This is a genomic window from Sporosarcina sp. BP05 (assembly GCF_014282005.1).
In the GTDB taxonomy this organism is placed as follows: Bacteria; Bacillota; Bacilli; order Bacillales_A; family Planococcaceae; genus Sporosarcina.
On record NZ_JACFTD010000001.1, the window covers coordinates 229,215 to 242,055 of the forward strand.

At 42.3% G+C, this 12,841-nt stretch carries 11 protein-coding genes; 4 read left to right on the forward strand and 7 right to left on the reverse strand.

Translation table 11 applies throughout. The annotated features are described in order from the left end of the window. Positions 1–78: 78 nt before the first annotated feature. Positions 79–2,004, reverse strand: coding sequence for a cation:proton antiporter (locus H2672_RS00945; protein WP_255485228.1), 1,926 nt, complete (start codon positions 2,002–2,004; stop codon positions 79–81). A 135-nt stretch (positions 2,005–2,139) separates the two neighbouring features. On the opposite strand from H2672_RS00945, the gene H2672_RS00950 reads away from it, so the two are divergent. Together H2672_RS00950 and H2672_RS00955 are read left to right on the forward strand one after the other, a co-directional pair. Then, entirely contained in the window at positions 2,140–3,204 is a 1,065-nt protein-coding gene (locus H2672_RS00950) for a PseG/SpsG family protein (RefSeq protein ID WP_186668020.1), read from the forward strand. 24 nt (positions 3,205–3,228) lie between these two features. Beyond that, positions 3,229–3,414 carry an SE1832 family protein gene (locus H2672_RS00955; protein ID WP_186668021.1) on the forward strand — a complete coding sequence of 62 codons (186 nt, stop codon included), beginning with the start codon at positions 3,229–3,231 and terminating at the stop codon, positions 3,412–3,414. 114 nt (positions 3,415–3,528) lie between these two features. Here H2672_RS00955 and H2672_RS00960 read toward each other — a convergent pair whose 3' ends face one another. From H2672_RS00960 to H2672_RS00970, 3 genes are all read right to left on the reverse strand, one after another. Beyond that, entirely contained in the window at positions 3,529–4,986 is a 1,458-nt protein-coding gene (locus tag H2672_RS00960) for a phospholipase D family protein (protein ID WP_186668023.1), read from the reverse strand. Between the two features lie 98 nt (positions 4,987–5,084). Next, the gene (locus H2672_RS00965; protein WP_186668025.1) at positions 5,085–5,630 is read right to left on the reverse strand and encodes an RNA polymerase sigma factor; all 546 of its coding nucleotides are present in this window, start codon (positions 5,628–5,630) and stop codon (positions 5,085–5,087) included. A gap of 585 nt (positions 5,631–6,215) precedes the next feature. After that, a complete protein-coding gene (locus H2672_RS00970; RefSeq protein ID WP_186668027.1) occupies positions 6,216–7,451 on the reverse strand; it encodes a hemolysin family protein in 1,236 nt (411 codons plus the stop codon). A gap of 166 nt (positions 7,452–7,617) precedes the next feature. Here H2672_RS00970 and H2672_RS00975 point away from each other — a divergent pair, with 166 nt between their 5' ends. Further along, the gene (locus H2672_RS00975) at positions 7,618–9,015 is read left to right on the forward strand and encodes a dipeptidase (RefSeq protein WP_186668029.1); all 1,398 of its coding nucleotides are present in this window, start codon (positions 7,618–7,620) and stop codon (positions 9,013–9,015) included. A 144-nt stretch (positions 9,016–9,159) separates the two neighbouring features. Here H2672_RS00975 and H2672_RS00980 read toward each other — a convergent pair whose 3' ends face one another. Then, the gene (locus H2672_RS00980; protein ID WP_186668031.1) at positions 9,160–9,750 is read right to left on the reverse strand and encodes a nitroreductase family protein; all 591 of its coding nucleotides are present in this window, start codon (positions 9,748–9,750) and stop codon (positions 9,160–9,162) included. Between the two features lie 167 nt (positions 9,751–9,917). Between H2672_RS00980 and H2672_RS00985 the strand changes: the two genes are divergently transcribed. Next, entirely contained in the window at positions 9,918–10,763 is an 846-nt protein-coding gene (locus H2672_RS00985) for a DegV family protein (protein ID WP_186668034.1), read from the forward strand. A 1,043-nt stretch (positions 10,764–11,806) separates the two neighbouring features. Here the strand turns inward: H2672_RS00985 and H2672_RS00990 are convergent. Together H2672_RS00990 and H2672_RS00995 are read right to left on the reverse strand one after the other, a co-directional pair. Further along, entirely contained in the window at positions 11,807–11,989 is a 183-nt protein-coding gene (locus H2672_RS00990; protein WP_186668036.1) for a hypothetical protein, read from the reverse strand. Between the two features lie 155 nt (positions 11,990–12,144). Beyond that, positions 12,145–12,648: a hypothetical protein gene (locus H2672_RS00995; RefSeq protein ID WP_186668038.1), complete on the reverse strand. Its 504-nt coding sequence runs from the start codon at positions 12,646–12,648 to the stop codon at positions 12,145–12,147. Between the last annotated feature and the right edge of the window lie 193 nt (positions 12,649–12,841).

The window sequence follows — 12,841 nt, forward strand, 5'->3', positions numbered from 1 at the left end:
ACCATAAATCATGGTTCATCGCAACAAAAAAGTGGCAGCCAAACCCTTGCGAGCCCAGCCTACCACTTATAGCAACATTCATTTCGCAGAAAGTGGTGCATCTCCTGGAATAACCGGCTTTTCTAGCTTTTCATTCCTTATAAATAAGTCTTCTACTTTTTCATAGGATATAGCCGTTTCACTGTTCTCTTCATCCAAACGCTCTTTCACTCGTTCAATCGTTTTCTCAGGTGATGTGAGCGCGATAATAGCATCACCCGCAGTAGCTTGTGGTTCAGTTTTCGGTGTAAAGAATTCAATTGCACCGTCCGCACGTAAAATGTAAAGCAGAATCGATTTATCATCTCGCTCGCGTAAATACTGTGTGTAACTATATTGTTTTGTAATTAATGTTTTACGGATGCCATGCCCTACATTCATCCGTTCTTCCAAATCATAGATTGAAACGGCAGGTGAGAACAACGACTGTCCTCCAGTTATCGTGAATCCATCGGCTTCGTTTCCGATGTTGAATGCCGTCTGATATAAGTTTTTACTGCCAAGATCAGGTGTAAAGTCTGAACAAATATGTGCATTGTACGTATCGGTCTTCGTCATTGCAAGGATATACCGATACGGAGCCAAGTCGAAATGATAGTCAATTTGCTCCGAAAGGATATCTCCAATGTAACTATTGAGTCCAAGCTTTCGGGCATGCGATAGTTCTGCCCATGACTGATCGATAAGTAACACATCATTCCCAGTTTCTTTCACTGATTTGGCAAACTCCGCTGCAAATCGCGAGCTCCCAACGAGCAATACGCCTGATTCGTCCGTCGTTGTGAGATTCAGTTTCTTAGCCAAGAAGCTAATTGAAAACCCGTGTAGGACCACTGTCGAGAAAACCAGTGCGAATGTCAGCGCGGTCAATAGTTCTGCATCCTTGTAGCCATTGTCGAGTAGAATCGTCGCAAAATAACCTGAAACAGTGAGGGCCACAATTCCCCTGGGTGCAATCCATCCGATTAGAATCTTTTCTCGGATGTTTAACTCTGTATTGATTGTTGCAAGCCAAATTGATAATGGTCTAACGATAAACAACATCGCCAATACATACACGATAATACGCGGATTAAAAATTTCGATAAGGATATGAGGATCAAGTGACGCCGTCAACATGACAAATATACCCGAAATTAGAAGTACGGATATATTCTCTTTGAATTGACGAATGTCATGCATAGACGTCAAGCGCATATTCGCCATCGTCATTCCCATCGCCGTTACCGCAAGCAGTCCAGTCTCATGCATGATTTCATCTGCGAAAACGAACGTGAATAGGACAACCGCAAAGAGTACCGGCGCTTTCAGAAATTCCGGAATACCGCCGCGCTCGAATGCACCGCCAATTACACGGGCAGCCCCCCATCCAAGTAGTACCGCAAATATAGATGCTGCGAAGAACAACAGCAACGCATTCAATGTCACTTGGCTATTCAAAAATTTGATGAACTCAAAAGCGAATACCGCCAGCAATGCACCAAATGGATCAACAACAATCGATTCCCATTTCAGAATTGCTGCTGGACGCGGTTTCAGCTTCGCCTGCCTCAAGAGCGGCAAAATAACAGTGGGTCCCGTAACAATGAACAGACCACCAATCACAAAGGCAACCGCCCAGGAAAGTCCCGCCAAATAGTGTGCCGCTAGCGCTCCAGCAATCCACGCTATGAATGCACCAATGGTCACAATTCGGGCTATCGGCTTACTAAATCCCTTAATTTCTTTAAAATCTAGATTCAAACTACCCTCAAACAAAATAATTGCCACGGCAAACGTAATAATTGGACCAAATAGATCTCCCATACTCTCCTTCGGGTTAATTAGACCGAAAATGGGTCCGACTAGAAGTCCCGCAACAGACATGACGACAATTGCCGGCATTCGAAATTTCCAGGCCGTCCATTGTGATAAAATACCAATTAAAATAACGAGCATCAAATCGAATAATAGTGAATCAAACAATGGAATCACTCCGTTCCTAATTGGAAATAATGTTAGTTTACCATACTAGCAGTTTCAGTCCACAAAAAGTAGACATATCCTAATCGTTTAACACATAAGGTTATAGGGATGAATTTATCAAGCTAGCATGAAAGGGTGATTCCAATAGACGGACAACAAAAGAAAACAGTCGCCATCCATATTTCCAGGTCGGACGGAAAAGGGACATACCCCGCGCGTAGAGCAGCCATGATTGCCAATACCTTAGGTGAAGAAATAGATATCGTGTACTTATGCGGGGTGGATTCCCCTCCAGCACCCGAGGGATTTAAAACAGTGCAAACCGAAAACAATTCGCAGTTTTTAAAGGCACTTGCGTCAATCAAACCCGACCTCCTCCTCCGCGACAGCGGCTCTACTATTCACGAGGAAGTTGAGAAGGTAACTGAACTCGTTCCCTCCATAATCCATTTTGATGATTTCGGCGACGGCGGTAAATGTGCTGACCTCGTATTTCAGACATTGTATGTCGAATCGAATGACAGTGTACCAGATCACTACGTACTTGGGCGTGAGAGTTTCATTGCCGACGAACAAATGGACTCATTTAAACACATCGGACTTCGCAAAACGCAGCTAGGACCTCTTCCTCATTTGGTGATTTCATTCGGCGAAGAGGATGAAGGAAACTTGACGTACCGGGCCTTACGTCATATCATGCAACTTCAGATTCCACTCAAAGTGACCATTCTTATCGGTGAAGAGTATACCCATGATACGAGCACGATACGCATGATGGCACTCGAAAGACGCAATACAACTGTATTGGTGCCTCCATACAACTACGCCGAAATCTACGCAGCGGCAGATATCATACTATGCGCTTCTGGTTATATGCCCTATGAAGTCGCAGTAATGGGTATCCCATGTGTAGTACTCGCACAGAATGATTTCGAAGTGGGACTTTCTTTTCCGAAAGAACAGCATGGTTTCATCCATCTTGGTCTGGGCCGAAAAGTGAAACAATCGAGTTTGTTAAACGCCATCATGGAACCCCTCTTGCACGAACCGCTGCGTAAAAAATCTATCGCACGACAAACCGCACTCGGGCTTGGAGATGGAAAAGAAGCTGTATGCGAAGCAATACGCTATTACCTCGAGTATCCGAAGCGCAACACTAGCGGCGGCGCAGGAAAAAAAACGTCCAATATGCTACACTGAGGTAAAAGCTGAGGTGTTTTTCGGATGAACAAACGTCAAGTTGAAACAGCAATCATGGAACTCAAAATGGACTATATCAGTTTGCAAGGCGATATCGAGAAGCTCGAATCGACCGGAAATGACAGCTTCGTCAAGAAAGCGGAACTGCGTCTTGCAAAGTTGGAAGGCGATCTAGCAGAACTAAATAAGCAACTCGCAGAATTTGAGTGAACAAAAGGGCTATCCAGGACAAAGGATAGCCTTTTTTATATGCATTTTTTCATTCGACTACAACTTCTGTTAGACCATATTAACTCAAAACCAGCCATAATAGTATTCTCCACCTCAATAAGTTGTCATTTTCAACAGTTTCTGCAAACCATAGATACCTCGTTGGAAGAAAGTGAAACGATCTTGAAACTCTTCCACGTTAAGTGTGTACAGCGCGTCCTCATTGTTCCATAGTCTGCCAAAGTAAGTGTCTATCTCTTTAGCTAATTCACTGTCATTCGGTGCAATGACCCGCAGATTGGCTTCCAGATTATAATTATCGAGCGTTCGTTCAGTCAAATTGGCAGAGCCGTTAGCAATGTACGTTTCCTCAACTGTCTGAACAACCACGAGTTTTGTATGGTATTGACCAATAACCGTATTGTACCAGCGGACGCCAATTTCCCCATCCGTTTCTTCTAGCATCTCCTGTACAACCGGCCTGTTCGGCAATCCCGACTTTTCTTTTCCGAAGGCGTTTTCATTTGGGTCCAAAATCATTTTCACATCCACACCGCGGTTCGCAGCATCTATAAGTGCATTGACAAGATCACGTTTCGCAATGAAGAACATCCCAATTCGAATGGTATCCCCTTCTTGCGCTTTCGCAATATCGCCAAGAAGTCCAGCCAGGATTTTCTTTTCCGTCAAGTATTGGACGGCATAGTCCCCCCCGTTCTGCTCCGGCACTTCTACGCGTGGCAATTTACCGCCATTTGTATAGTTGACGACCGCTTCTTCCGCCTCTAAAATATCATTCAGCACACTGCCTTTCACCTTCAATGCCACATTGCCGTGAAAACCGCTTGCGTTATGCGGATTTCCTGATGATACCAGTGCTACTTTATCCGTTACAACGGTCTTGCGGTGGTTCGCCTTGACATTCAGTAACGTAATGTAAGAAGCCAATGTCATTTTAGGGGCCTTGCTTGACATTGCGTTTGCAATCCAGCCTGTCTTCTCAAAATCCATCCATCGGAAAATAGACCTGTACAATCCGGAATAAATTGGGATTGAATCACGGAGCGGTTCCAAGTCAGTATAGATGACTTCGATTCCGGCATCTTCCATCTTTGTGAACCATTCTGTTTCGTAAGAACCGTAACCCGTATTCAGCGGATCTGTAATAAAAATAATTGGCATATCAGGATATTGCTGTTTTTTCTTCACTAGTTTCTTTGTCATTGTTTGCACGATTTTAGGGAATTCTATGTCTTCATCGTAATAATGATCAAACAGGAAATAATCGAGCACGATAAATTGCTCGGCACGGTCGATCATCGCGTAGACTTCATCAAAAATCGTCAGCTCATGCTCCATGCTGTCCCCGTCTTTGTTTTGTGCATAGGTCAAATCCGTGAACATGTCCACATCGTCCGTCCAGTGCAAATCACCTTCGTATGAAACACCTTCGGGAAGTTTTTTATATGTGTTTAATAAAATAAGACCTATATAAAAAAGAGCATATACTGACAGCACTATCACAATAATTCGCTTGCGCTTGGTCCAGCCTTTCTTTTTGTTCTTTTTCAACACACAACCATCCCCATTCAAAAGTATCTATCTAGTTGTCTAGGTTCCCTATATCACTTTTTTGCAAACAAAAAGCACAGCCTCAGTTGGCTGCGCCCTTATGCAGTGACGTATTCGTGCACTGCTGTATCTGCAATCATCAGTTCTTTCAAATACTTTTTCGCGCGGAATAGCCGTGATTTCACCGTACCAATCGATACCTTCATCACTTCCGCAATCTCAATCAAAGAAAATTGGTGGACATAGAAATACTCAATTGTTCGTCTGTAAATAACATCAAGTTCGCCAATCTTTTGTTGGACGATTGATTGAATATCATTTTGCTCTAACAATTCCGCCGGTGTCAAACTATCACTCGGAACAAGATCAAGAATCGGCACATCGAGTGTTTCCGGTTGGTTCATCACATGCTTGCTTCTTCTGACATCTTTGCGGTATCGATCCCGGAATGTGTTCATACAGATTGTTGTAAGCCATGCTTTCATATGGTCAACGCTATCCATCCGATCATTGTAACGGACGACTTTCACCCATACATCTTGCATAAGATCTTCTGCTTCTTCTTTATTACGTGTTAATTTAAGACATAAATGATATATGTATCGGCCGTATTCTTCGTACAACCCATTTAGATTTGCATTCATAAAATAACGCCCCCGTCTTCTACCTGTTGTTCTTATTATCGGCAATTGGGACCTTTCAAACCATCGTATTCTCTTTCAGTATACTTACAAACGTGTAAGCTTGAAAAGCGCAAGGCGCCGTTTAGCTCCGACAGGCATAAGACGGGCTGGCTAAGCGGCGCTCTTTGCCGAATAGCCTGACTGACTTATGGCCCGAGGAGTTGGCGCCTGGAGCTAGACAGGAGGAAAAGCGCAAGGCGCCGTTTGAAGGAACGCAGCCTAAGTGCACCACTTCCTGTGGTAATGGCTGCACGACCTACATCCTGTAGGCCCCCGACAGGCATAAGACGATCCAAGGGAAGGCAGTCTAAGATCGCGACGTCCTGTCGCAACGACTGCATACCTGCATCCTTGCAGGTACGAAGTGGCGCTCTTTGCCGAATAGCCTGACTGACTATCAAGGCTCGCAATCTAAGATCGCTGCTTCCTGCGGCAACGATTGCGTGACCCACATCCTGTGGGCCTCCTAGGAGTTGGCGCATGGAGCTAGACAGGAAAAAATATCCCCGTAACCATTTTACTCGGTTACGGGGACATGCATGTTAATCAGCTTTCACTTTCACCCACTGTGATGGTCATACGGATAATTCGGTTGCGTTCCATCTCATCGATTTCAAAACGCAGTTGATTGTATGTAAAGCGTTCGCCTTCTTCTGGAACGTGACCAAGCTCTTGCAGAACAAATCCTCCAAGCGTCTCATGATCCATTGGCAATTCAATACCAAGCAACTCCATTGCATCCACGATTTCAAGCCTGCCATGACAGATTAAGCTCGTGTCCGTCTTTTCATAGACAAATACTTCCTCATCATCATCCGTCTCATCCTCAATGTCCTGGCCAATCATTTCTTCAATAATATCTTCATGCGTTATCATGCCCAACGTTCCACCATATTCATCCAGTACAATCGCCATATGTTTCTTTTTCGATAGCATCATTTTGAATACTTTTTCAACGCTAGCAGACTGCACTACGTAAAACGTATTGCGGTCAATTAATTCACCAAGAGTCTGCGTAGGATCAATCGACCATTTGATTAACATTTTTGAATAAAATACACCTAAAATCGTATCCATACTATCTTCGTAGACAGGATAACGCGTATAAGAATGCTCCAAAATCGTGTCGCGGACTTCTTCATACGTCGCTTCAATTGGTAATCCTATAATATCCATCCGGTGTGTTTCAAGGACATCAGAAACGTCTTTTTCTGCAAAGTCGAGTACTTCCTTCAAACGATTCGATTCGTCCACCTCAAACGTTCCTTCTATAGAAGCAATGTCGACCATCGAACGGAGATCGTCTTTTGTGAGCGTAGCATTCGTTACCGTCCCTTTTGAGATGATACGGATAAATATGTTTGTGAAAAGACCAAGCAAAGCCGTCAGCGGCGTTAATACTTTTACAAGCAGCATGATTGACGGTGAAACCATGTAGGAGACGCGCTCAGAAAATGTTGCTGCAATCGTTTTTGGCAATACTTCGCCAAAGACAATGATAATAGCGGTCAGAACTCCCGTCCAGATACCTACGCTCAGACCCTTATCGATTGCTATCATCGTAACTAAAGTCGGCATCATAATATTCGCGATATTATTGCCGATAAGTATTGCTGTAATCATGCGGTCCGGTTTCGAAATCAGTTTCTGCAGCTTAATTGCATGCACGTCTCCCTGATTTGCTCGAAACTGGACCTTTCTCCTGTTTACTGCTGTAAGTGCTGTTTCGCTCCCTGACAGGTAAAAAGACAGGAATAAAAATAATCCAAGTGCGATGAACAAAAGCAATTCCTCCCGGAAATGATATCATATTTATATATTCGTCCTATTACTAACTTTCAAACAGCATACCATATTATTCGTATTTAGGTTTGTCTTTCTAACTTACTATCCGCAACTTCTGCTATACTATTTCTATTCTCGAAATTATTAGAAATGAGGGATTGTGTTGAATCATTTAGAGACACTTGACGAGTATTTTAAAGAACAACGGGACGAACATCTCGGACAATTAAAAGACTTTCTTCGTATTCCAAGTATCAGTGCTTTATCCGAACATAAAAACGATATGCAACAGGCTGCAGAGTGGCTGTTGAATTCATTCAAAGAAGCAGGACTTGAAAACCTTTCAATAGACGAGACCGACGGACAGCCAGTTGTTTACGGTGATTGGCTTCACGCAGAAGGTAAACCAACAATTCTAGTCTATGGCCATTACGATGTACAGCCGGTTGACCCACTGAATTTATGGGAAACGGGACCATTCGAACCCGAAGTCCGCAATAACAAATTATATGCGCGCGGCGCCAGTGATGATAAAGGGCAAGTGTTCATGCATGTGAAAGCCGTTGAAGCACTCATCCGGAAAACAGGCAGTTTACCGGTCAATGTGAAGTTCATCATTGAAGGTGAAGAAGAGATTGGCAGTCCAAATCTCGAAAAATATATCGAGGCCAACAAAGACAAGCTCGCAGCCGACGTCATCGTCATTTCTGATACAGGCATGCAAGGACCAGGACACCCCGCAGTTTGCTACGGGCTTCGTGGTCTGTGCGGCGTGCAAATTGACGTGCAAAGTGCGAAAAGCGACCTTCACTCCGGCTTATATGGCGGAGGCGTCCAAAACCCGATTCATGCACTTGCAGAAGTACTTGCCTCGTTCCGTGACCAAGAAGGAACGATTGCAATTGAAGGATTTTACGACAATGTCCGTCCTCTATTAGATGAAGAGCGCGAAGCCTACCAAGCACTCGGCTTCAACGAAGATGAGTTGAAAGAAGAAATCGGCGTGTCAGAACTGTTCGGGGAAAAAGGTTATACGTATCTTGAACGTACATGGACACGCCCGACGCTTGAAGTGAACGGCATATTTGGTGGGTTTTCAGGCGAAGGCATTAAAACAGTGTTGCCAGCTGAAGCAGGCGCAAAAATTACATGCCGTTTAGTTCCTGACCAGGATCCAGATGAAATCATTGAAAAACTGAAAGCGCATATCGAAAAACATAAGCCAACAGGTGTAACTGTAACAGTCACGGAATTCGATAAAGGTAAACCGTTCATCACGCCGTTCGATCACCCTGCAATCCAGGCTGCAGGACGTTCATACGAAAAAGTGTACAATGTGCCTACTGCCTATACGCGCGGTGGCGGATCAATTCCAATTGTTGCAGCATTTGATGAAATACTAGAGCTCCCAGTCGTCTTGATGGGCTTCGGACTTGCGTCGGAAAACTTCCACGCACCAAACGAACACTTCCATTTGGAAAACTTCGACCAAGGACTACGTGTCATCGGCGATTATTATTACGAAATTGCACGCTTTGAAAAAGATGATTTAAAAAAGTGATACGTGTGCCGGATTCTTCTTGTGAGGGTCCGGTTTTTATGATGTTATTTTGTAAAACTAAACAACATACCCCCTAAATATAACCGCAAAAAAGCCCGGACTGCATTATCGAATGCAATCCGAGCAAAAACTACTCCACTACCATTATGCTTCTTCTTCGATTTCCTGTCCGTAATACGTGACAAATTCTTCAAGTGGTTTACGTGGACGGGCCTTTGGTCTTTCGTCGTAATAACCGAATTGAAGCATACTGATTATACGTTCGCCTTGTTTAACGCCAAGTTCTTCTCTGAATTTCGGATTATCGAGGAAGCCAGGTGTTTTCCAGCATGTACCGATTCCTTTATCCCACGCAAGAAGCTGCGTATTCTGAATGAACATACTCGCTGCTGCGTAATCCTCTAGACGTTCTTTCTGACGCACGTCCTCTGGAACAATAACAAATGCAACTGCACCTGGTCCTGTGAATTTCTTCATTTGTTTCTCAAGGTCTTCTTCCGAAAGTTCTTTCCATTTCGGAACACCATATTCACGCAAAATATCGAGGAATTTCACATATCCCTTATCAGCAGCTACAACAAAGCGCCACGGATTTCGATTGCCATGATTTGGTGCCCATGCTGCATCTTCAAGCATTTCAGCAATATTTTCCGGATCAACCGGCTGACCGTTAAAGTTCTTTATTGAACGACGCGTAATAATCGCATCTCTGACAGATAAAGCTTGCTCATTCATTACTCATTTCCCCTTTACACATACTACATCTAGTATACCTTACCCGTTGAATTTTAGCGAAGCTGTCAAAACTTCGACATATTTAGTGTTTTCTAAATACGTTCTTATTACTTTCCGTGGTATAGTAATAGTAGCGTAAATTATAATGAAAAAGGATGATTTTATTCATGATAAAAAAGCCCATTGCGTGGATTGTAGACAGCACAGCGTACATTTCAGAGGAACTTCGTCAACACCCAGACTTCTTTTCAGTACCTTTAAATATACACTTCGGTGAAAAGCAATTTGTTGACGGTGTCGACTTGAATCCTCAGCAACTTTACGAAAAAATAAAGACCGCTAAAGAATTCCCAAAATCATCACAACCATCGGCGGGTGAATTTGCCGAACGTTACAAGGTCATTGCGGAACAGTACGAGCAAGCAATCGCCGTTCACGTGTCCGGTAAAATGAGTGGAACACTTGCCTCCTCTATAGCAGGATCAGAAATTTCAGGGTTCCCTGTTACATTCATCGATTCACTTTCCTTATCCTATGGAGTCACAGGATTAATCGAACGAGGCATGGAAATGCAAGACGAAGGTGCAACTGTTCCAGAGATTGAAGCCCAGCTTAAGAAAATGGCGGGCACGATGCATAACTATATTCTAATGGGACAGCTTGAACAATTGTACAAAGGCGGCAGAATGAGCGCTGCACAATTTTTCATTGGAAGCTTGTTGAAAGTAAAACCAATTGTCCATATTACACCAGAGGGTGAGTTACAACCCGTAGACAAAGTACGTTCCGAGAAAAAAGCACTTCAATACTTGGTCGATAAAGTAGTCGCGGGCCACAATGCAGGTAGGCGAAAAATCTATTTGATGCAGGGCAACGTTTTAGTCCAGGCCGAGCATTTGAAAAAACTAATCACTGAACAAGTGCCCGATCTAGAAGTGGAAATCGGGGATATTAGTTCTGTCCTAGCAGTTCACGCTGGAGAAGGCACGCTTGCAGTTTTATGGTTCGACTAACGTTAGAAAAGCAGTCCGTCTTTTATTGACGGTCTGCTTTTTTACCATTACATACACAACTATACACGTCTGTTTATAAACCATTTATTTGCATAAAATACCGGTGAGAAGGGCTTGATAACCTTCAATTTCACTGGGCTATTTTCGGCCCGCTATCGGCTAACTATTCATAATAGATTTACTGAGAGGCCCTAGCGTGGCTAGAAGTGACTCCGTCACTCCTAGCCACACTTTTTCAGTAATTCTGTTGTGAATAGTTGCCTGTCGCGATCCTACAATATTCAAGTGAAAAATGCAGTTTTGTTTGAAAGAAACGAATAGATGACTTTCTATAGAGATTGTAAGTGCCCGAAGATGCAATTTCGGGCACTCTTGCACGTTCTACAATGCGTTCCTTGCTTACTTTTAACAAAGAGTATACATGTAATCATGTGATACCTTATAGAAAGTGACACTTCTTTAATAAAAGGCTCTGTTAAACAATATTGTTGATAAAGGATTAATAAAGAAAAAAGGACCCAAAAACAGGTCCTTTTTTCGCTAATCTGCTTCATCTAGTATCCTCCTTAGTTGATGAAGATTGTTCAACAATCGCACTCTCTTGTTGAATAGGTCTCTTATTGATATAACAACCAAGTACAGTGTAGCAATAAAGAGCAGTAGTGCAATCAACTTGGAAACCAAATCATCTCTTCTCAAAAATTCACTGAATGAAATGAACATAGCCAACGCGAATAAAACTAAAGCTATCGCATCTTTCTTTTTAGACATAATTCTGTCTCCTAACTGGTTCGCTATGGAAATCGGGTGCAAATCCTAGTTCAAGAATTGCACCCGATTGAGAAGGTTTTTTTATTTTCGTTTGTTGAAATATATAGAAAGGGCAAGGAAGACTACTAATCCGTTTAGAATTGAGCGAAGTAATTTATCATCCACATATGACCCTATTGTTCCTCCCACAATCATAGCAATAAACATGATGATAATAAATCTCATAAAACTAATTTCCTTCCTGGCTTTGTTCCTCAAAATGGCCTGTTAGTTTAAGAATAACGGCGACGCTTATTATACAATCCTTTTTGCTCTTTTTTTCCGACACCATATCCGATGAAAACGCCCAACAGTAGTATAAGTAAGAAATCCCCGTCGAATTTTTTTGTAATGATACTAATTACTAACCAAGCAAATAAGATTCCTGCAATTAACAACATTATATTTTTAGACATATTTTATTACTCCCTCAATTTGAAATACGGCGAATGTATCACTGAACAATAATACAAAATGGCCCGTTAATGGCATAAAATTTGTGCAACAATCGCACCCGATTACTGAATAGACATAAACCCTTTTCAACTTTGTACCCGTTAATTAAATACAATTAACGTATGTAATGGTCGCCCATATATTCTTGACTACCTAAGACATCTTCGATTTTTTCTAACATTTCCTTATAATCACTGGATTGCAAGTTTCCAGATCCCCTTTTATATCCATCCATGAAATTTTTCAAGTCTTGAACTGTACTCTGAAATCCTTCCTCATCAATTCCATGCACACCGTTACGCAGTCCCAGCTCCACGCCCCCAATCCAGGAAACTAAATTACGAGGCATATCTTTTTCTTGCGATTCAATCCAACCCCTGCTTGCAGCAATATTCATTGCCGCTAATTTAATATTTTTTTCATAATCAGGATCTTTTTCATCCCCATCATTTAAAAGACTGGATGCATAGTCAATAGAAGACAAGATACGATCAACCGCTTGTATTAAATCGTACTTTTTTTCCTTCTGGGTTAAAAAGTAATTTATTGCAAATGCCAAATTTAAAGCAATGGATATCGCAGCAACACCAAACAAAACCTTTTTGGAAAGTTTGTCCACTTTCTCTTCATACCTCCCTTAAATTCCAAATTGCTTCTGGTTGTTAATTTGATAATAACAATCTGGCCCGTTTGTAGAATAACTCAAAGTACTAATATTGATACGTTCTTAATGACCGATAGGTTTCATTAATCAGAAAACATTTGTTTTTTTAATCGAATATCAACAGAGTTATTTAACATAGCCTAATAAA

Bases quoted from the DNA above. Each gene is read 5' to 3' on its own strand.
- H2672_RS00955 (WP_186668021.1), top strand. From the start codon at position 3,229: ATGAACAAACGTCAAGTTGAAACAGCAATCATGGAACTCAAAATGGAC.
- H2672_RS00965 (WP_186668025.1), bottom strand. From the start codon at position 5,630: ATGAATGCAAATCTAAATGGGTTGTACGAAGAATACGGCCGATACATA.
- H2672_RS00980 (WP_186668031.1), bottom strand. From the start codon at position 9,750: ATGAATGAGCAAGCTTTATCTGTCAGAGATGCGATTATTACGCGTCGT.
- H2672_RS00985 (WP_186668034.1), top strand. From the start codon at position 9,918: ATGATAAAAAAGCCCATTGCGTGGATTGTAGACAGCACAGCGTACATT.
- H2672_RS00990 (WP_186668036.1), bottom strand. From the start codon at position 11,989: ATGTCTAAAAATATAATGTTGTTAATTGCAGGAATCTTATTTGCTTGG.